The 21,062-nt window shown below is 71.2% G+C and carries 11 protein-coding genes; 6 read left to right on the forward strand and 5 right to left on the reverse strand.

All coding sequences use genetic code 11. The annotated features are described in order from the left end of the window. The first annotated feature begins 22 nt into the window (after positions 1-22). The 6 genes from NPJ82_RS10630 (at position 23) to NPJ82_RS10655 (ending at position 5,528) form a co-directional block, all read left to right on the forward strand. Positions 23-1,273, forward strand: a complete 1,251-nt coding sequence (locus NPJ82_RS10630) for an FAD-binding oxidoreductase (RefSeq protein WP_342657343.1) — start codon at positions 23-25, stop codon at positions 1,271-1,273. A 55-nt stretch (positions 1,274-1,328) separates the two neighbouring features. Next, positions 1,329-2,189, forward strand: coding sequence for a glutathione-dependent disulfide-bond oxidoreductase (gene yghU / locus NPJ82_RS10635; protein ID WP_342657344.1), 861 nt, complete (start codon positions 1,329-1,331; stop codon positions 2,187-2,189). 85 nt (positions 2,190-2,274) lie between these two features. Next, a complete protein-coding gene (locus NPJ82_RS10640; RefSeq protein WP_342657345.1) occupies positions 2,275-2,988 on the forward strand; it encodes a FadR/GntR family transcriptional regulator in 714 nt (237 codons plus the stop codon). Positions 2,989-3,046: 58 nt separating this feature from the next. Continuing rightward, on the forward strand, positions 3,047-3,955 hold the full coding sequence (locus tag NPJ82_RS10645; RefSeq protein ID WP_342657346.1) for a 2-dehydro-3-deoxygalactonokinase: 909 nt from the start codon (positions 3,047-3,049) through the stop codon (positions 3,953-3,955). Further along, a complete protein-coding gene (locus NPJ82_RS10650) occupies positions 3,952-4,590 on the forward strand; it encodes a 2-dehydro-3-deoxy-6-phosphogalactonate aldolase (RefSeq protein ID WP_342657347.1) in 639 nt (212 codons plus the stop codon). Before NPJ82_RS10645 ends, NPJ82_RS10650 begins: the two co-directional genes overlap by 4 nt. Further along, positions 4,587-5,528 (forward strand): Gfo/Idh/MocA family oxidoreductase, encoded by a 942-nt coding sequence (locus NPJ82_RS10655; protein WP_342657348.1) that lies wholly within the window; start codon positions 4,587-4,589, stop codon positions 5,526-5,528. The genes NPJ82_RS10650 and NPJ82_RS10655 overlap by 4 nt, the downstream gene beginning before the upstream one ends. Positions 5,529-5,645: 117 nt before the next feature. Here the strand turns inward: NPJ82_RS10655 and NPJ82_RS10660 are convergent, their stop codons facing one another. The 5 genes from NPJ82_RS10660 to NPJ82_RS10680 are packed head-to-tail and all read right to left on the reverse strand — an operon-like array spanning position 5,646 to position 21,010. After that, on the reverse strand, positions 5,646-6,545 hold the full coding sequence (locus tag NPJ82_RS10660; protein ID WP_342657349.1) for a 2-hydroxyacid dehydrogenase: 900 nt from the start codon (positions 6,543-6,545) through the stop codon (positions 5,646-5,648). Between the two features lie 13 nt (positions 6,546-6,558). Next, positions 6,559-7,740 (reverse strand): HlyD family efflux transporter periplasmic adaptor subunit, encoded by a 1,182-nt coding sequence (locus NPJ82_RS10665; protein WP_235904138.1) that lies wholly within the window; start codon positions 7,738-7,740, stop codon positions 6,559-6,561. Beyond that, on the reverse strand, positions 7,733-9,868 hold the full coding sequence (locus tag NPJ82_RS10670) for a type I secretion system permease/ATPase (protein WP_342657350.1): 2,136 nt from the start codon (positions 9,866-9,868) through the stop codon (positions 7,733-7,735). The genes NPJ82_RS10665 and NPJ82_RS10670 overlap by 8 nt, the downstream gene beginning before the upstream one ends. Next, complete coding sequence (locus NPJ82_RS10675) at positions 9,868-11,088, reverse strand: TolC family protein (protein WP_342657351.1); 1,221 nt, start codon at positions 11,086-11,088, stop codon at positions 9,868-9,870. Before NPJ82_RS10675 ends, NPJ82_RS10670 begins: the two co-directional genes overlap by 1 nt. Positions 11,089-11,110: 22 nt before the next feature. Continuing rightward, positions 11,111-21,010: an Ig-like domain-containing protein gene (locus NPJ82_RS10680; RefSeq protein WP_342657352.1), complete on the reverse strand. Its 9,900-nt coding sequence runs from the start codon at positions 21,008-21,010 to the stop codon at positions 11,111-11,113. Positions 21,011-21,062 lie beyond the last annotated feature (52 nt).

The following is a 21,062-nucleotide window of genomic DNA, read 5'->3' on the forward strand; positions in this document are numbered from 1 at the left end:
CGTATACGGTATAACCCACGGTATGCGCAACCATTCTGTTGAAGCACCCCGTACGATTCTGGTCATTGGCGGCGGCGTGATCGGCCTTAGCTGCGCCCTGGCATTACAACGGCTTGGCTCCGCGGTGACGTTGATCGAGGCTTCGTCCGAAGCACGCGCCGCATCATGGGGCAACGCCGGCCATATCGCCACCGAGCAGACCGAACCCATCGCCTCGCCGCGCATGGTACGCACCGCGGCGAAGCGCCTGTTCCTGCGCGGCGGCGCGCTGGCGCTTCCCCCCGGCCAGATCGCGCATTGGCTGCCCTTCGCGCTCCGCCTCGCCCGCGCCGCCTCACCCGCGCGCTTCGCACGGGGTCGCACCGCGCTGTCGGGGTTGCTTGCAGAGGCGATGCCCGCATGGCGCCGCTACGTCGATGTGATCGGCACCCCCGATCTGCTGCGCGAAGACGGCCATATCGTCGTCTGGGAAACGCCCGAAACCGCCGCCGCCGGCCTCGCCGCCTGGCGGGCCGCCGATATCGGCACCACCCGGTTCGCGCCGCTCGACGGCAGCGAACTGGATGCCCTGCGCCAACGCATCGCCGCACCGCTGGCCGGCGGCATCCGCTTTACCGGCAGCGGGCAGGTCGCCGACCCCGGCCGCCTCGCCCGGACCGCGCGCGCCGCCTTCCTGTCGGCGGGGGGCAGCGAGCGGATCGCCACCGTCACCGCGGTCGACGCCGCCTCCGCGACGCTGGCGGACGGCACCCGCCTGACCGCCGACCGCGTGGTTCTCGCCGCCGGTACCGGCTCGGCGGCGCTGCTCCGCCCGCATGGCCTCAAGGTGCCGATCATTGCCGAGCGTGGCTACCACCTCCAGTCCCCGCCCGGCGTCGATTGGCCGGCGGACCTGCCCCCGGTGGTATTCGAGGATCGGTCGATGATCGTCACCCGCTTCGAAAGCGGCCTGCGCGCCGCCAGCTTCGTGGAGTTCGCCGGCGTCTCTGCCGCCCCCGATCCGCGCAAATGGGCACGGCTGCATCGTCACGCCGCCGCGCTCGGCCTGCCGATGACGGGCGCGCAACCCTGGATGGGCGCGCGGCCCACCCTGCCCGACTATCTCCCCGCGATCGGCACCGCCGCCGGCATCCTCTGCGCCTTCGGCCACAACCATCTCGGCCTGACGCTCGCCCCCATCACTGCTGAGGCGATCGCCGCGCTGGCAATGGGCGAGACCCCGCCCGTCGACCTGTCGCGCTTCACCCCCGATCGCTTTTCCCGCGGCTTGTAAATACCGCCGTCACAGCTACCTCCGGACAGCGTTTTGCTTTGCGGAGACCTTGGTGATGACCGATTACGTGCCGCCCCGCGTGTGGGAATGGAACAAGGACAATGGCGGCCGCTTCGCCAGCATCAACCGCCCCGTCGCCGGCGCCACCCACGAACAGGCGCTGCCGGTCGGGCAACATCCCCTGCAACTCTATTCGCTCGCCACGCCCAACGGCGTGAAGGTGACGATCATGCTGGAGGAATTGCTCGCGCTCGGCCATGCCGGGGCCGAATATGACGCCTGGCCGATCCGCATCAACGATGGCGACCAGTTCGGCAGCGGCTTCGTCGCGGTGAACCCCAATTCCAAGATCCCCGCGCTGATGGACCGCAGCGGTGCAGAGCCCGTCCGCCTGTTCGAATCCGGCGCGATCCTCACCTATCTTGCCGAAAAGTTCGGCGCCTTCCTGCCCGCCTCCGGTGCCGCGCGCGCCGAATGCCTGTCCTGGCTGTTCTGGCAGGTCGGCAGCGGCCCGTTCGTCGGCGGCGGCTTTGGCCATTTTTACGCCTATGCCCCGACCAAGATCGCCTATGCGATCGACCGCTTCGCCATGGAGGCCAAACGCCAACTCGACGTGCTCGACCGCCGTCTCGCCGAAACCCGCTTCCTCGCCGGTGACGACTATACCATCGCTGACATGGCCGCCTGGCCTTGGTATGGCGGCCTCGTCCTCGGCCAGCTGTACGACGCCGCCGAGTTCCTGTCGGTCGGGGACTACACTCATGTCCGCCGCTGGGCGGACGATATCGCCGCGCGCCCCGCCGTCATCCGCGGCCGCATGGTCAACCGCCTGTTCGGCGACCCTGCCGAGCAGTTGCATGAACGCCATGACGCCACCGATTTCGACACCCGCACCCAAGACAAGCTGAGCGATTGAGCCGCTAAAGGACGGCACCGGTTTGACTTATCCGGTCCCGACGCGCACGTCCGCAGTCGATGGGCCGGACCCGATGGGAGAGCGAATGCTGAAAGAAGAACGACGCGGCCCCGCACATTCGCTGATCGCGCGGGAAATCGGGATCGCGATCGTCACCGGCCAGCACCCGCCCGGCAGCACCCTGCCCGGCGAAGTGGAGATCGCTGAGCGTCGCGGCGTCTCGCGCAGCGTGGTGCGCGAGGCGATCCGAATGCTCGCCGCCAAGGGCCTCGTCCTGAGCAAGCCCAAGACCGGCACCCGCGTTCGCGAACGCCAGACCTGGAACCTGCTCGATCCCGATCTGCTCGCCTGGATGTTCGAGGGCGAGCCCCCCGCCGGCTTCGTGCGCAGCCTGTTCCAGTTGCGCATGATCGTCGAGCCCGCCGCCGCCGAACTCGCCGCGATCGGTCGCGATGCGCGCCAGTTGGGCCGCATGGGGCATGCGCTCGAAACCATGGCGCAGCACGGGCTGGGCAACGCGACCGGCCAGGCCGCCGACCAGGATTTCCACAACATCATCCTGGAGGCGACGCATAACGAACTGCTGGTCAGCCTTGCCGGCAGCATCGGCGCCGCGGTGCGCTGGACCACCCTGTTCAAGCATCGCGGCAGCCACCGCCCCCGCGATTCCATGCCGCAGCACCGCCTGCTGTTCGAGGCGATCGCCAACCGCGACACCGCCGCCGCGCGCGATGCCACGATCAAGCTGATCGATCAGGCGCACGAGGATACCGAAAGGCTGCTTTCCCACTCGGCCTGACTTGCGGGCGGCGCGCTATTGTCTTACAAATCACCCCACTCCGAAAAGGGTTTCCGATTTGTCGCCTGCTCCCCCACACGTCGTTCCTGCCGACGGCGCCTATATCGCGATCGACTGGGGCACGACCAATCGCCGCGCCTATCTGATCGCCGCTGACGGCCGCATGCTCGCCACCGAGCGGGACGACCGCGGCGTGCTGGCGATGGGCGCGGGCGACTATCCTGCCGCCATCGCCGCCATCCGTACCCGCTTCGGCGCCCTGCCGGTGATCGCCGCCGGCATGGTCGGCTCGACGCGTGGCTGGCGCGAGGCACCCTATGTCCCTGCCCCCGCCGACCTGCCCACGCTGGCGGCACAGGCGACCCGCATTGCGGAGGAGGATGTCGCCATCGTCCCCGGCGTCTCGCTCGCCACCGGTCCGCGCGCGGACGTGATGCGGGGTGAGGAGGTGCAGGTGCTGGGCGCCATCGCCGCCAGCCTCGCGCCGGCCGATGCGCTGTTCTGCCAGCCGGGCACCCACAATAAATGGGTGTTCACGAAGGGGGCGCGCATCACCGACTTCGCGACCGCAATGACCGGCGAGCTGTTCGCGCTGCTTCGCGGCCACGGCATTCTGGCCGGCATGCTCGACGGCCCCGTCGAGGACGGCCCCGCCTTTCGCGAAGGGCTCGCCCGGGGCAGCGGCGCCTGCGACCTGCCCGCCGCCCTCTTCGAGATCCGCGCCGGCGTCCTTCTCGGCCGCCGCGCTCCGGAGGACGCCGCCGCCTTTGCCAGCGGCCTGCTGATCGGCGCCGATGTCGGCGCGGTCGCCGGCATTCTCGGCGGGACCGTCCATCTTCTCGCCGGCGGTGCGCTGGGTGACCTGTACGCGATCGCGATCGCGCAGCGTGGCGGCACCGCCGTTCCCGTCGACAGCCACGCCGCCTTTCTTGCCGGTATCCATCAGATCCAGGAGCATCTTGCATGACCGACCCCGCCGCGCAGTTTGCGCAACGCTTCGCCGCGTGCCCGCTCGTCGCGATACTCCGCGGCCTGACCCCGGACGAGGCGCTGCCCGTCGCCGGTGCGCTGGTCGATGCCGGCTTCACCCTGATCGAGGTGCCGCTGAACTCGCCCGATCCGTTCACCAGCATCGAAAAGATCGTCAAGGCATACGGCGACCGTGCGATCATCGGTGCGGGCACCGTTCTGCGCACCACCCAGGTCACCGATGTCGCCAATGCCGGCGGCACCCTGATCGTGTCGCCCAATACCGACACCGCGGTGATCGAGGCGAGCGTGGCCGCCGGCCTGATCTCGCTTCCCGGCTATTTCACCCCCAGCGAGGGCTTTGCCGCAGTCGCCGCGGGCGCACATGGCCTGAAGCTTTTCCCCGCCGACGGCACGACGCCTGCCATGCTGAAGGCGCAGCGCGCCGTGCTGCCGCGTGACCTGCCGGTCCTGGCGGTCGGCGGCATCACGCCCGATACCATGGCGCAGTGGGTCGCGGCCGGCGCCAACGGCTTCGGTCTCGGCTCCAACCTCTACCGCGTCGGCAAGCCCGCCGCCGAGATCGCCACCGACGCGCAACGCTTCGTCACCGCCGTGAAGGCCGTGCTGTGACCGCGCCCATCCGTCTGGCGCTTGTCGGCATCGGCAAGATCGCGCGCGACCAGCACGTCCCCGCGATCGCCGCCAATCCCGACATCACCCTGGTCGCCTGCGTCAGTCGCAGCGGCGAAACGGTCGACGACCTGCCCAGCGTCCCCGATCTCGCCGCGCTTGCCGCCAGCGGGATCGACGTGGACGCGGTCGCGCTGTGCACCCCGCCCCAGGTCCGCTACCCCGCCGCCGCCGAGGCCATCGCCAACGGCTGGCACGTCTTCCTCGAAAAGCCCCCCGGCGCGACCCTGGCCGAGGTCGCGGCGCTTGCCGATGCGGCGGACGCCGCGGGCATCAGCCTGTTCGCAAGCTGGCATTCCCGCTACGCCCCCGGCGTCGCGCCGGCCCGCGACTGGCTGGCGGCGCGCACCATCGGCCGCGTGACGATCACCTGGCGCGAGGATGTTCGCGTCTGGCATCCGGGTCAGGCATGGATCTGGGAGGCCGGCGGCTTCGGCGTGTTCGACCCCGGCATCAACGCGCTGTCGATCGCGACGCATATCCTGCCCCGCCCCTTCCTGATCGAACGGGCGGTGCTGGATTTCCCCGCCAACCGCGACGCCCCCATCGCCGCGCGCGTCGACTTCCGTGATACCGCCGGCGCCCCCGTCGCCATGGACCTCGACTGGCGGCAGGAAGGCCCGCAAAGCTGGGACATCGTGGTCGAAACGGACCAGGGCACGCTGCGTCTCGCCAAGGGCGGGGCCGAACTCACCTTCCCGGACGGCAGCACGCCGATGAGTCACGAAGGGCTGCACGGCGAATATCCCGGCCTCTATGCCCGCTTTGCCGAAATCGTGCAGGCCGGCACCTCCGACGTCGATGTCGCCCCCTTGCGGCACGTCGCCGACGCCTTCCTGCGCGGCCGGCGGGTCACGGTGGAGGCGTTCGAGGAGTAGGAAACAGTCACCCACACCCTTCCGCGGCTCCGCCGCTCCCTCCCTCTCCCGCCGGGAGAGGGAAGGGGCCCGCCCGGCGCAGCCGGGTGGGAAGAGTGAGGGTGATTTGAGCGGAACTCACCCCAACGGCGTCACCAGCGGCCGCCCCGCAAAGAACGCCTCCAGATTATCCACCACCAGCCCCGCCATCGCGGCCCGCGTTTCCACCGTCGCGCTTGCCTGATGCGGTGCCAGCACCACCTGATCCATCTTGAGCAATGCCTCGGGCACGCATGGTTCGTCGGCGAACACGTCCAGCCCCGCCCCCGCAATCGTGCCGTCACGCAGCGCATCGACCAGCGCCGCCTCATCCACCAGCGACCCGCGCGCGACATTCACCAGCACGCCGTCGCTGCCCAGCGCACGCAGCACTCCGGCATCCACCACCCGTTCGGTTTCGCCCGTCGCCGCCGCCGCCAGGATCAGCACGTCGCTCGCCGCTGCCAGCGCCGCGATATCCGCCACATGCCGCCACGGCACATCGTCATGCACCCGCCGGCTGGCATAGATCACCTCGCCGGCAAATGGCGCCGCCCGCGCCGCAATGGCCCGTCCGATCCGCCCCAGCCCGAAGATGCCCACGGTTCGCCCGCTTGCTCGCCGGGCCAGCGGCACCGACCACCGCCCCTCCCGCACCGCCCGGTCGTTCGCGGCGATCCGTCGCTGCGCCGCCAGCATCAGCGCGATCGCCTGATCCGCGACATCGTCGGTCAGCACGTCGGGCGTCGTCGTCACCGCCACGCCGCGCGTCCGCGCCGCGCCCAGATCGACCCCGTCATAGCCCACGCCGTTGATCGCGATCAGTCCGAGCTTCGGCAGCGCCTCGATCAATGCGGCGGGGATGCGGCTCATGCCCGTTCCCACCACCGCCCGCACCTCGGCTTGGGGCTCCCGCACCACGTCGAAACGGTCGGATACCATCCGGCCCACGGTGGACTCCGGATCGGCGAGCAGCAGCACGAGGGGGCGTTGGTTCATGCCCCCAGCATAGCTACACCAGCCGCGCCTTCAACAAGGGGCGCAGCAGGTAGTTCAGCACGCTGCGCTTGCCGCTCAGGATATCCACCTCCGCCACCATGCCCGGAATGATCGGCAACACCTCGCTCCCCCGGCGCAATTGGCTGCCGTCCGTGCGGATCAGCACCTTGTAATAGGGCTCCTTGCCGTGCGGCGTGTCTTCCTCGATCGTATCGGCGCTGATCTGTTCCACCTTGCCGGCCAGATCGCCGTAGATGGTATAGTCATATGCGGTCAGCTTCACCTTGGCCGACATGCCCGGCACCAGGAACGCCACGTCGCGCGGCTTCACCTTGGCCTCCACCAGCAACCGGTCCTCGATCGGCACCACCTCCATGATCGGCTCGGCCGGCTGGATCACGCCGCCGCGCGTGGTGATCAGGATCTTGTTCACCCGGCCCGTCACCGGCGACAGGATCTGCGTCCGGCGCAACTGATCCTGCCGCTGCGCCACGATCGGCTCCAGCGGGCTCAGCTCGGCCTTTCTTTGCGACAATTCGGTGTAGGCTTCCTGCGCATAGCTGCTTTTCACCTCGATCAGCTTGCCGTTCAGCGTCGCGATCTCCTGCCCCAGCTTCAGCGCCTCCATCTCGCTCACCACCTGCCTGGCGACGAGCGGCCGGATCAGCGCCAACTGGTTCTGCGCGATGCCGATCTGCTTGCCGATCGAGGCGACGCTTTCGCGCAGCTTCTCGCGCCGCGACTGGAACAGCGCCATTTCCGACCGCTGTATGGATGGTTCGATTCCAGTCGGAAACGCCACCGTGCCGCGCCCCAGCACCTCTGCCTCCAGCCGCGCGATCGATGCGCGCAAACCTGCCGCCTGGTTCGAGGATTCGGCGAACGATGTCTCGAACCGTGTCGGGTCCAACCGGACGAGCGGCTGGCCGGCGCGGACTAGATCGCCCTCCTTGACCAGCAATTCGCCCAGAATGCCGCCCTCAAGGCTCTGGATCTTCTGGATGCGGCTATAGGGCACCACGCGCCCGTCGCCGCGCGTCACCACGTCGAGCTGCGCCCAGGTCGCCCAGCCGACGAAGATCGCCACGCAGGCGATCACCGTCCACAGCATCATGCGCGACCGCGGGTGCACATCGGTCAACAGCGGGTCGGCCAGTTCGCGCCGCATCCGCTCGGCGGGCGTCAGGCTAAGCACGGACCGTCCCCTCCTTCGACACCAGCCCGGCCACCGGACCGTCCATCACCACCTTGCCCTGGCGCAGCACCACGGCGCGGGCCACCAGATCCAGCACGCTGCGCTTGTGCGTCGTAACCACCAGTGTCCGGTTGCCCAGCCAATGCTGAAGATACTGGATTATCTGCATTTCGTTCGCTTGGTCGAAGAACGCCGTCGGCTCGTCGAGCAACACCACCCGTGGATCCTGCAACAGAACGCGCGCCAGCCCCACCGCCTGCCGCTGCCCCCCCGAAAAGCTCGCACTGCTCTGGATCGCCATGTCCAGTCCCCGCGGGTGCGCACGCACGAACGGTCCCAGCCCCACCGCGTCCAGCGCCTCGAACATCTCCGCATCGCTCACCGCCAACCCACCAAGGTTGAGGTTGTCGCGAAGCGTCCCGTGCAGCAGTGCCACGTCCTGCGGCAGATATCCGATCGCCCGCCGCCGGTCGCCCGGATCGATCGCGCCGATCGCCACCTCGTCCAGCAGGATGCGGCCGCCGCTGGCATCGCCGAACCCCGACAACAGCCGCAGCAGCGATGACTTGCCCGCGCCGTTGCCACCCAGCAGCGCGACGCGCTCGCCCGCCCCGATGCTCAGCGCGGCGACATCGACCACCAATGGCCCGTCGCCATGCTGCAGGCGCACCTCCTCCAGCCGGTACGCGCCCTCGGTGCGCTCGTGCGCGACGAACACCTTGGCCGCGGGCCGCTCCGCGGGGGCCGCCATCAACTGGTCCAGCCCCTCCATCGCCACCCGGATATGCTGCCACCGCCCCAGCATGCCGGCGGCCTGCGACATCGGTGCGATGCCGCGCGACGCCAGGATCGAACAGGCGACCAGCGCGCCCATCGACATCTCGCCGGTACTGATCCGGTACACCCCGAACACCACCACCCCGACATAGCCGAGCTGCTGCACCATCGACGCGCTGTACGCCAGTCCGGTCGCCAACAGGCTCGTCCGCGCCGAACTCCCCGCCAGCTCCGCGGTCAGCGTCTCCCACTGGTGGAGCGCCCGCCCCTCGCCGCGCCCTGCCTTCACCGTCTCCAGATGCTCGATCGATTCCAGCAGGATGGCGTTCTTGACCGCTCCTTCCCGTAAGTTGCGTCGCGACAGGTCCCCCAGCCGCTTCTGCGTCGCCAGCCCCGGCAACAGGATCAACACCACCGCCGCCACCGGCACCCACACGATCGGCCCGCCGATCAGCGCGATCAGCCCCAGGAAGATCAGCACGAACGGCAGGTCGCTGATGATCGCCGCGCTGGTCGAGGTGAAGAACTCGCGCACGCTCTCGAATTCGCGGATCTGCGTGCTGAATGCTCCCAGCGACGGCGGCTTGGCGGCCAGCCGCGTGTCCAGCACCCGCGCAAAAAGCTGCGACGACAGCTTCAGGTCCAGCCGCTTGCCCATCGTGTCGAGCAGGTGCGCGCGCATCACCCGGAGCAGGCTTTCCAGCACGATCGCAAGGCCGACGCCGCTCGCCAGGATCCACAGCGTATCGAACGCCGCATTGGGCACTACCCGGTCATAGACCTGCATCGCGAACAGCGCCGACCCGATCGCCAGCAGGTTCGCGGTCATCGCCGCCAGCGCCACCTCGGCATAGTCGCGCCGCAGCCGCTTCAACGTTCCGAAGAACCAGTGTTCGCCCACGGCCACGTGATGCCGCAGCGCGCGGCCGTCCGGCCGGTACCGCGGCTTGGCGAACACGGCGGTGCCCGAATACCGCGCCTGTACCTCGGCGAGCGGCAGCGTCTGCGCGCCGCCGCCGGTGGCGGGCGACACCAGATCGATCGTGCCGTCGCCGAGCCCCGTCGCCACCACCGTCTCGCCGCCGGTCAGCACCAGGAGCGCAGGCAGCAGCATCGCGTCCAGATCGGCCAGCCGGAAGTCCGCCACCCTGCCCGCGACATCGACCCGGCGCAGCGCACGCGGCGCCATCGCGATCGGCAGCCGCCCGTCCTTCAGCGGCAGGCCGTCGCCCAGTTCCGCCACGCTCGTCGGCCGGCCCAGCAATTGTGCCAGCAGCACCAGCCCCTCGCGCAGCGGATCGACCGGCGGCGCCGGCGGCACGTCCGGCACCAGCGAAAGTGCGGTCGCCATCAGGATAGCCCCCCTTCGATCAACGGCCCGATCAGGCCCAGCCGTGCCGCGGCGCGAAACTGCACGCGCAGCCGGTCGATATGGATATTGGTCAGTTGCCGCTGCGCCTCGAACTGCTCGCGCCGCGTGTTGAGGATGTCGATCAGGTCGCGGCGCCCGACGGTGAACTGGTCGAGATAGGTCTGACCCACCGCGTCCGCCGTTCCCACCTGCGTCTGCAACGCCTGTTCGCGCGCCGCCATCATCGCGGCATTGTCGATCAGGGTGCGCACCTCGCGGCGCTGCTGCCGGTCCACCGCCCCCTGGTTCAGGATCGCGGCCTGCACCCGCTGCGCCTCGCCCTGCGGCCGCAGAAAGGCGGAAAAGCCCTGCATCGTCGACATGCGAAACCGGATGCCGACGATCGTGTCGGACCGCGCGATGCCGCCAATCGGCCGGCGCAGCGTCGTCGCCTCGGCATTGATCTGCGGCAGCAACTGCGCCTTTGCCCCGCGCAGGTCCGCCTCCGCGGTACGCGTATCCGCCACCGCGCTGCGATAAAGCGGCGAGTCCGCGATCAGCTCGCCCAGGCCCTTGGCCGCGATATGCTCGGTAAACGCCATCGGCCGCGGCTCGGCCAGATCGGCCGCCTCCTCGCCCACCAGCAGGCGATACCGGTTGCGCGCATCGACCAGCGTTCCCTGCTCGATCGCCAGCTGCTCGCGTGCCCGTGCCAGTTCCAGCCGCACCCGTTCCGGCTCCGACCGGTCGGCGAAATGCCCCTCGAACCGCGCCGCCGTCATCGCCTCGATGCCGCTCAGGGCCGCGATGAACGCCTCGACATTGGCGACCTGCCGCTCGGTGACCAGGATGTCGCAATAGGCTTCGGCGATATCCAGCGCGATCTCGTCGCGCCGCACCAGCGCCTGCTCGCCCAGCCGGCCCTGCTGCGCCTTGGCCCGGTCGACGCTGCTGCGCACCCGGCCCCAGTCGTGCAGCGCCTGCGCGGCCGTCACTTCATAGCCCAGCCCGTCCAGGTCGAACGATTGCGGCCCGCCGGATACCGATACCGAGGGCAGATAGCCGCTTTTGGCGATCCGCACATCGGTTTCGGCCGCCGCCTCGCTGGCGCGCGCAGCCTTGACCTCCGGGCTGATCGCCAGTCCCATGCGCACCGCCTCCGCCAGCGTGCGGGCCTCGGCGGGCATGATCCAGAGCGGCGACAACAGGATGGGCAGCATGGCGGCTGCCCATCCACGGCGCTTACACAACGACGGTGACGGTGTTCTGTTCGACATGCAGTGTCGTGCCGTTGAAGCTGTAGACGTCGTACACCGTCCCCTGGATCGTTACGTCGGTGCCCGTATCCGTCGCCCCGCGCACCACCAGCCGATCCTCGGCATCGCCGGTGATCTGCAGGGTGTTGCCGGTGCTGGTCACCGCGTTCACCTCGGCCGCGGTCAGCGTCAGCACGCTGGATCCGTCGCCGTGCCCCAGGTCGATCCGCTCGATATTGGCGATCGTGCCCGATGTCCCGGGCCCATAGTCCAGGTCGATGCCATTGCTCAGCAACAGCGTGTCGAACCCGGCCCCGCCATCCACCGAGCGGAAGTTGGTGGCGGTGAGCTGAATCGAATCGTCACCGGCCCCGGCGAACACCGCATCGCCGGTGTGCACGCCCAGGATCAGGTCCGCCCCGGCACCACCGTAGAAGACCTCGCTGGTGCCCGTCACGCCGGTCAGCACGTCGGACCCGTCCGTCCCGTTCACCGAGATCTCACCCAGGCTGAGCAGCGATCCGTTGCCGAGCAGCGACACGCCGTAGCGCGCACTGTCGTTGCCGAACTGGTCGGTGGCGATGATGTTGACCGACAGGCCGGCACCCAGGTTCAGCAGTCCGAAGACGCTCAGCCCCAATTGCCCCAGCAGGTTCAGGTCGAGCAGGTTCAACCCGAAATTGCCGTTCGCATCGACCGGCGGCGCCAGCCGCACCGTCGCCGCCGGCGTCACCACTTCCAGCCGGACGGTTGTCCCCGGCTCGGTCTGCGCGACCAGGCCGATGGATAGCGGGATCAGCGACGTGTTCAGCCGGATGCCACCGACCGTCAGCAGGTCGCCGGTCAGCGCGTCTTCCAGCCCCAGCGCGGCGATGTTGCTGACATTGCCCGCCCGGTCGGTGGCGCGTGCACTCACCGACGCATCCAGCAGGTCCGCCAGCGACAGGCCGACGTTCAGGCCGCCGATCAGGTCCAGCGACCCCAGGCCGCGATTGTCGAGCTGCACCGTCGCGGTCGCCGTCGTGCCCAGCGCGGACACGTCGACGGTCACGATCGAATTGGGCTCGCCCGATACGCCCAGCAGATTGCCGACCAGCGACAGCACCGGCGTCTGCGGCGCGATCGTGTCGATCACGAACGTCGCCGGTGGCGACACCAGCCCGCCGTCGATCTGCGCGGTCACCTGCGCAGGGCCGTCCGCTGCGTTGCCGATCACCGGCACCGTCACGCCCACCGATCGTGCCGCCACGTCCGCGGCGGTCAGCGTCGCGGTCGTCTGCACGACATAGCCGTTCTGCGAGGTCAGGGTGACCAGCACCGTGTCACCCGCGGTCGCGCCGGGGGTCAGCCCCACCGCCACCTGGATGCCGCCGCCGCTGCGCGCTTCGACATTGTTGACGAAGCCGTCAGCCGCCTCGATCACGCTCACCACCGGCACGCCCAGATCGGGCGCGAGGACGGTCGCGGGATTGCCGACATTCTGCGCGGCATCGATCGCCACCACGCTCACCAACTGCCCGTCGACCAGCGGCACCGGCAGCGTCACGCTGAACGTGCCGTCTGCCGCCACCGGCGCGATGATCGGCGTGGTCGATCCGCGCACGGTCACCTGCACTTGTGCACCCGGCTCGGCAAGGCCGGTCAGCACGGTACCGCCCGCCGAAATCGCCAGACCAGTCGGGACTGCCGGCGCCACGCTGTCGACCAGCGCGGTGGCGGCCGGGCCGATATTGCCCGCCGCATCCTGCGCCTGTGCGGTGACCGCGACGCCATTGGCCAGTGCGGTGCCCGGTACGAACCGCCAGTTGCCGGCGCTGTCGGCCACGACGGTGGCAAGGGGCGCACCGCCCGCCGTCAACGTCACCGTCGATCCCGCCTCTGCGGTCCCGATCAAGGCCGTGCCGTTGCTCGGCCGGATCGTCGGCACGCCGGGCGGCAGGGCATCGATCGTCACGCTCGCCGCCGCGCCGGTATTGCCCGCCGCATCGGTCGCGGTGACGGACACCACCGCACCGTTCGCCGGCGCCGTGCCCGGCGTGAACTGCCAGCGACCATCGGCTCCGGCGGTCGTGGTGCCCAGCGGCACCCCGCCCACGGTCAGCGTCACCAGCGCCCCCGCCTCGGTCGTACCGGACAGGACGGTGCCATTGCTCGGGGCGATGTCGGGCACGGCCGGCGCCAGCGCATCGACGATGCCCAGGCCCGTACCGCTCGGCGTATTGGCCGCATTGGTCGCCACGGCGCTCAGCGAAGTGCCATCGGGCAGCGGCGTGCCGTTGGGCAGCGTCCACACGCCCGTAGCATCGGTCTGCACCGTGCCCAGCACGGTCCCGTTCGCGCTTACCGTCACCTGCGTGCCGGCATCGGCGGTGCCGGTGATGGTCACGCCATTGGTCGGCGCGATCGTCGGCGTCGCCGGCAACGATGCATCGATCGTCACGCTGCCGGGACCGCTGACATTGCCCGCCGCATCGGTCGCGGTCACCGCGACCGCCAGGCCGTTGCCGATCGGCGTCGTCGGCCGCGCGCTGTAGGCGCCATTGGCATCGGCGACCGCCGTCGCCACCGGCACACCGCCCAGCGTGATGGTGACGGTGGCACCCGCCTCCGCGATGCCGGACACCACGGTGCCGTTGCTCGGATTGACGCTCGGCGCTGACGGCGCGGCGGCGTCGATCACGCCGGTCGCGATACCGCTGACATTGCCGACCGCGTCACGCGCACTTGCCTCGATCGTGGTCAGGTCGGCCAGCGAAGTGGTCGCGGTCAGCGTCCAGCGACCATCCGCGCCCACCGTCGCCGTACCGACCGGCACGCCACCGGCGGTGACGGTCACGATCGATCCAATCTCGCCGCTGCCACGGATGGTGGTCGCGTTGCTCGGATCGATGGTCGGCGTCGCCGGCGGCAGGGCATCGACCAGCACGCCCGCCGGCCCGCTGACATTGCCCGCCGCATCGGTCGCGCGGGCCACCACCACCGTGCCATCGGCCAGCGGCTGGGCTGGCGTCACCGTCCAGCGGCCATCGCTGCCCGCCGTCACCGGCGTGCCGATCGGCTGTCCTTGCGCATCGGTCAGCGACACCAGCGCACCCACCTCTGCCGTTCCGGTCACGCTGACGCCGTTGGTCGCTGCAATGATCGGCGCGTCGGGTGCGATCTGATCGACCACGCCCAGGCCGGCGTCACTGACATTGCCCGCGATATCCCGCGCCGTCGCGCTCAGCGTCGTGCCATTGGCCAGTGTCGCGGCCGGCGCCAGGGCCCATGATCCGTCCGCCTGCACCGTCGCGGTGCCGACCGGCGTACCGCCGCCGTCCACCACGGTGACCACCGTACCCTGCTCGCCACGTCCCGTCACGATCGTGCCGCGCGTCGGGTCGATCACCGGTGCCGGCGGCGCCACGGCGTCGATCGTCACGCTGGCGACGTCGCTGATGTTGCCCGCGGCATCGATCGCCACCGCGCGCACCACCTGCCCGTCGGGCAGCGGCGTTGCCGGCGTCGACGTCCAGTTGCCGTTGCCGTCCACCGTCACCCGGTCGATCAGCGCACCGTTCGCATCGCGCAATTCCACCGTCGCGCCGGCCTCCGCCGTGCCGGTGATCGCCACGCCGCGGCTCGGATCGATATCGGGTAGCGGCGGCGCCACCGCATCCACCACCGAACTCGCCGGCCCGCTGGCATTGCCCGCCGCATCGCTGGCGACGGCATTGACCACGGTGCCATCGACCAGGGGCGTGGTGGGCCGGAACGACCAGCTTCCGTCCGCCCCTACGACTGTGGTGCCGATCGGGGCCCCGCCCTGCTCGCTCAGCGTGATCGTCGCACCCAGTTCGCCCGTACCGGTCAGCAGCGTGCCGTTGCCCGCCACCACCGTGGGCACGTTCGGTGCGACCGCGTCGACCGTCACCGTCGCCGCCCCGCTGCTATTGCCGGCCGCGTCGACCGCGACCGCGCGCACCTGGGTGCCGTCCGCCAGCGCCGGGATCGGGCCGAACTGCCAGTTGCCGTCGGCATCGACGGTCGCCGTGCCGATCGTGCCACCCGCGCCATCGGTCAGGACGACGCTCGACAGCGGCTCGGCGGTGCCCGTCAGGATGGCGCCGTTGCTCGGGTTCACCGCCGGCACCGCAGGGGCGATGGCATCCACCGTCACGCCCGCCGGGCCACTGGTGTTGCCCGCCGCGTCGCTGACGGTCGCCACGATGCCCGTGCCATCGGGTAGCGGCGCGCCCGGCGTCACCACCCAGCGCCCATCGGCACCCACCACAGCGCTGCCGATCGGGTTACCCGCGGCATCGGTCACCGCGACCGTCGCGCCGACCTCGGCGCTGCCGGCGATCGTCTGTCCGTTGGAGGGATCGATCACTGGCGCGGCCGGCGCCACCGCGTCGATCACGATGGTGGTCGGTGTGCTGACATTGCCCGCCGCGTCGCGCGCCGTGATCGACAGCGCGGTGCCGTCGCCCGGGACCACCCCCGGCGTCACCGCCCAGGCGCCGCCCGCATCGGCGACCGTGGTCGCGATGACGCCGCTCGCGTCGCTGATCGTGATCGTCGCGCCCGCCTCGGCCGTGCCAGCCAGCACGCTGCCGTTGCTGGGGGCGACCACCGGCGCATCGGGCGGGACCGAGTCGACGATGTTCACGCCCGCCACGCTGGGATTGCCCGCCGCATCGGTCGACACCGCCGCCAGCGGCGTAGCGTTGGCCAGCGTCGTGCCCGGCGTGATGCTCCACCGGCCATCGACGCCCACCACGACACTGCCGATCACCGCACCGGTGGCGCCGTCGGTCAGCACCAGCGTGGTGCCCGCCTCCGCGGTGCCGGTCACGATCGCACCCGCGCTCGGGTCGATCACCGGCGTGACCGGCACGGTCGCATCGACGATGCCCTGCCCGGCCGCGCTGACATTGCCCGCGGCATCGGTGGCGGTCGCACTCAGCACCGTTCCGTCCGCCACCGGTGTGCCCGGCACGATCCGCCAGCGGCCATCGGCACCGGCCTGCACCGTGCCGATCGTCGCACCCGCCGCACCCAGCACCGTGACCAGCGATCCCGCCTCGGCGGTGCCGGTCAGCACCGCACCCGTGCTCGGCGCGATCACCGGCGCGCCCGGCGCGACCGCATCGACGATCGTTGCCGCCGGTGCACTCGCATTGCCCGCCGCATCGGTCGCCACCGCGCTCACCGCCGTGCCGTCCGCCACCGCCGCGCCCGCGCTCAACACCCACCGACCATCCGCACCCGCAGTCACCGTGCCCAGCACCGCGCCGCCGGCCGCGGTCACCGTCACGCTGGCCCCCGCCTCGGTCACCCCGGCAAAGGTCACGCCCGCACTCGGCGCGATCGTCACGCCCGGCGCCACCGCGTCGACCGTCGCGGCCGCCGGCGTGCTGCGATTGCCCGCCGCATCGATCGCCACCGCGCGCACCACCGCGCCATCGCCCAGCGTCGCTGCCACCGACCACGACCCATCGGCCGCCGCCACCGTCTGCCCGATCACCGCGCCACCCGCGCTCACCACCACCGTGGCGCCCGCCTCGGCCGTACCCGCGACCACCGCCGCGTTGCTCTGGGCGATCACCGGCGCGCCCGGTGCCACCGCATCGATCACCGCCGTCGCCGGCGCGCTCGCATTGCCGGCCGCATCGGTCGCCACCGCATTCACCACCGCGCCGTCACCCAGCGGCACCCCCGGCGCGATCTGCCACCGGCCATCGGCCTGCACCACCGCGCTGCCCAGCACCGTGCCGGCCGCATCGGTCAGCGTCACCAGCGCACCCGCCTCGGCACTGCCGGTCACGACCACACCGTTGCCGGCATCGATCACCGGCACGCCCGGCGCTACGGCATCCACCGTCACGCCGCCCGGCGCACTGGCATTGCCCGCGGCATCCGTCGCCACCACGACCACAGCCGCGCCATCCGCCAGCGGCGCCACCAGCGTCACGCTGAAGGCTCCCGTGCCATCCGCCACGCCGGTGCCGATCTCGACACCCGCCGCGTCACGCACGCTGATCGCCGCCCCCGCCTCGGCCAGCCCGGCCACCACCGTACCGTCGCTCGGCGCCAGCACCGGCGCATCCGGCGCCACCGCGTCCACCGTCGCCCGGCCGATGCCGCTAACGCTGCCGACGCCGTTCGTCGCCACCGCGCTGAGGCCCGTGCCGTCGCCCAGCGGTGCCGCCGGCGTCACGCTCCACGTGCCGCTCGCATCCACCACCGTGCTGCCGATCGTCGCGCCCGCCGCATCGGTCACCGTCACCGTGGTGCCCGCATCCGCCGTACCGGTGATTACCGTGCCGTTCGTCGGCGCGATCACCGGGGTGGAGGGCAAGCTGGCGTCGATCACCAGCGTGGCCGGCGCGCTGGCATTGCCCGCCGCATCGGTGGCGACCACGCTCACCACCGCGTCGTCCGCGACCGGGGGCGTCACCACCAGCTGGAAATTGCCATCGTCATCGGTTGTGACTTGGCCCAGCGCCACACCGCCCGCGCTCAGCGTCACGCTGCTGCCCGGCTCCGCGGTGCCGCTCAGCACGGCGCCATTGCTCGGCTCCAGCACCGGCACCGCCGGCGGCACCGCATCCACCGTCACCACTGCGGCCGGCCCGGCATTGCCCGCCGCATCGGTCGCCACGACCGTCAGCACCGCGCCGTCGCCGATCGGCGCGGACGGCGTGATCGCAAAGCTGCCATCGGCGCCCGCCACCACCTGGCCCAGCGAAGCGCCCGTGCCATCGGTCACGCTGACCGTGGCACCCGCCTCCGCGGTGCCGGTAATCGCCGTGCCATTCGTCGGGTCGAGCACCGGTGCGACCGGGGCCGCCGCATCGACGCGCACCGCGCTTGCCGGCCCGGCATTGCCGGCCGCATCGCTGGCCGCGACCAGCACGATCGTCCCATCGGCCAGCGGCGCGGTCGGCGTGACGGCAAAGCCGCCATCCGCACCCGCCGTTCCCGTTCCGATCACCGTCCCGTCACGCGTGGTCAGCGTCACCGTGGCTCCCGGCTCCGCGGTACCGGACACAACGGTGCCGTTGCTCGGCACCGTCACCGGCGCACCCGGCGCGACCGCATCCACCGTCGTCGTGCCGGCGTCGCTGACATTGCCCGCCGCGTCGCGGGCCTCGACCCGCACCGTCGTCCCGTCGGCCAGCGGGGCCGCCGGCACCACCGACCATTGCCCGTCCGCACCGACCACGTCGCTGCCGATCACCGCGCCGTCCGGCCCGGTCGCCACCACCGTGCTGCCGATCTCGGCCGTGCCGGTCAGCACCGTGCCGTTGCTCGGTGCGATCACCGGCGCCGCCGGTGCCGCCGCATCCACCGTCACGCCGGCCGGCGCGCTGACATTGCCCGCGGCGTCGCGCGCCACCACGCTGACCGCCACCCCGTCGCCGACCGGCGCCGCCGGGGTCAGCGCCCAGGCGCCATCCGCGCCGGCCGTCGTCGTGCCGATCACCGTGCCGGCCGCATCGCTCAGCGTGATCGTCGCCCCCGCCTCGGCCGTGCCCGCAAAGGCCGTGCCGTCGCTCACCGCCACCGTCGGCACATCGGGCGCCACCGCGTCGACGATCACTGCCGCCGCCGGCCCGCGCTCGCCCTGCCCGTTGGTGGCATAGGCGCGCACCACCGTGCCATCTGCCAGCGGTGTCGCCGGCGTCAGGCTCCACGTGCCATCGGCGCGCACCGGCGCGGTGCCGATCGTCGCGCCGGTTTCATCCACCAGGATCAGGATCGCATAGCCCGGCTGCGACGTGCCCGTCACCACCGTGCCGTTGGTCGGGTCGATCGTCGGTGCCGGCGGGGTCGCGATGGTATCGGGCGCAGTGACGGTTGCCGGCACGCTGCTGTTGCCCGCCGCGTCGGTCACCACCACGCTCACCACCTGCGCATCGAGCAGCGCCGGCGACAGCGGCACGGTGAAGCTGCCGTCATCCGCCGCAACGGCGGTCCGATCGGTGACGCCGTCGCCATCGATGTCGATCCCGACGGTCGCGCCCGCCTCGGCCACGCCCGAAAGGCTCGCCCCGTCCGCCGCGATCACCAGTCCGGTCGCCGCGGCCGGCGCGGTCGTGTCGGCCGCGACCACCGTGGCCGGCGCGCCGATATTGCCCGCGGCATCGGTCACCGTCACCGTCACCGTCTCGCCATTGGTCAGCGCCGGCACCAGCGCGATCACGAACGTCCCGTCCGCACCGGCCGTGCCCGTCGCATCCGCGACCCCGTCGCCATTGGTGTCGACTGACACCGCGGCCCCCGCCTCGGCAGAGCCGGAGATGCTGGCACCACCCTCGGCGATCACCAGCCCGGTCGCCGCCGCCGGCGCGGTCGTATCGGCCGCGACCACCGTGGCCGGTGCGCCGACATTGCCCGCGGCATCGGTCACCGTCACCGTCACCGTCTCGCCATTGGTCAGCGCCGGCACCAATGCGATCACGAACGTCCCGTCCGCACCGACCGTGCCCGTCGCATCCGCCACCCCGTCGCCATTGGTATCGACCGACACCGCGGCGCCCGCCTCGGCAGAGCCGGAGATGCTGGTGCCACCCTCGGCGATCACCAGCCCGGTCGCCGCCGCCGGCGCGGTCGTATCGGCCGCGACCACCGTGGCCGGCGCGCCGACATTGCCGGCTGCATCGGTCACCGTCACCGTCACCGTCTCGCCATTGGTCAGCGCCGGCACCAGCGGGATCACGAACGTGCCGTCCGGCCCGGCCGTGCCGGTCGCATCCGCAACGCCGTCACCATTGGTGTCGACCGACACGATGGCATCCGGCTCCGCCTGGCCCGACACGCTCGTTCCGCCGTCCGCGATCACCAGCCCGGTCGCCGGCTCGGGCGCGGTCACGTCGGGCGCGGCGACCATCACCGGCGGGGCGATATTGCCGGCCGGATCCTGCACCGTGACCATCACCATCTCGCCATCGGTCAGCGGCGTCGGCAGGTCGATGATGAAGCGACCATCGGCCCCCGCCACGCCGGTGATGTCGGGAATGCCGTCGCCATCGATGTCGATCTGCACCGTCGCGCCCGGCTCCGTGGTCCCGGTCACCGTCGTGCCGTCCGGCGACAGCGTCACCCCCTGGGCAGAGGCAGGCGGCGTCGTATCGGGCGAGGCGACCGTTGCCGCCGGACCGACATTGCCCGCCGTGTCGCGCACCGTCACGCTGACCGTCCGCCCGTCGGCCACCGCCGGCGACAGGGTCGCGGTAAAGCGGCCATCGGCGCCCGCCGTCACGGTGAAATCCGCCGTGCCGTCGGCATTGACGTCGATCAGCACCGTCGCGCCCGCCTCGGCCTGCCCGGTCAACTGCGTACCGGCCGCGTTGAAGCTCAACCCCGTTGCGGCGGTCGGCGGCGTCGTGTCGGCGACCGGCGGGGGCGGCGTGCTGCCGCCACGATCGTCATCATCCCCGCCGCTGCTCAGCGCGGCGATGCCGCCGCCGGCCAGCGCCAATCCACCCAATATGCCCGCGATCCCCAGGCCACCGCCGCCACCGGCCGCCGCTGCGCCCGCCGCACCCAGGCTGGCAAAATCCGCCGCCACGCCCTGCGGGACATAGGCCGCCGCCACCGTGCCGTCCGCCGCCGCGGGGGACAGTTCGGCCAGCACCAGCTCCTGCTCTCCGTCCAGCAGATACAGGTGGCTCGGCTTGTCCGCTGCGGCGTAGAAGTTGACGACGCGTACCGTCTGCCCGTCCTTCAGCGTCAGCACCAGGTCGGCGCCATCGCGCGTCAGGCTGGCGACATCCTGCGCATTCACCGCCAGCGCGACATTGTCGCCCGGCTGAACGGTGACGGATCCGGTGACGGTCTGCTCCGCCCCGGTGGAAACGGGCGTGTTGGCGGGCGTGATCTTGGCCTGGATGCTCATGGAAATCCTCCTCTTCGGCTCCCCCCGAAAGGTGGTGGGCGATACGCGCCCG

The organism is Sphingomonas sp. NY01, from assembly GCF_038809135.1.
Taxonomy (GTDB): domain Bacteria; phylum Pseudomonadota; class Alphaproteobacteria; order Sphingomonadales; family Sphingomonadaceae; genus Sphingomonas; species Sphingomonas carotinifaciens.

Bases quoted from the DNA above. Each gene is read 5' to 3' on its own strand.
- NPJ82_RS10640 (WP_342657345.1), top strand. From the start codon at position 2,275: ATGCTGAAAGAAGAACGACGCGGCCCCGCACATTCGCTGATCGCGCGG.
- NPJ82_RS10675 (WP_342657351.1), bottom strand. From the start codon at position 11,088: ATGCTGCCCATCCTGTTGTCGCCGCTCTGGATCATGCCCGCCGAGGCC.
- NPJ82_RS10680 (WP_342657352.1), bottom strand. From the start codon at position 21,010: ATGAGCATCCAGGCCAAGATCACGCCCGCCAACACGCCCGTTTCCACC.
- NPJ82_RS10650 (WP_342657347.1), top strand. From the start codon at position 3,952: ATGACCGACCCCGCCGCGCAGTTTGCGCAACGCTTCGCCGCGTGCCCG.
- yghU (WP_342657344.1), top strand. From the start codon at position 1,329: ATGACCGATTACGTGCCGCCCCGCGTGTGGGAATGGAACAAGGACAAT.
- NPJ82_RS10660 (WP_342657349.1), bottom strand. From the start codon at position 6,545: ATGAACCAACGCCCCCTCGTGCTGCTGCTCGCCGATCCGGAGTCCACC.
- NPJ82_RS10670 (WP_342657350.1), bottom strand. From the start codon at position 9,868: ATGGCGACCGCACTTTCGCTGGTGCCGGACGTGCCGCCGGCGCCGCCG.
- NPJ82_RS10630 (WP_342657343.1), top strand. From the start codon at position 23: ATGCGCAACCATTCTGTTGAAGCACCCCGTACGATTCTGGTCATTGGC.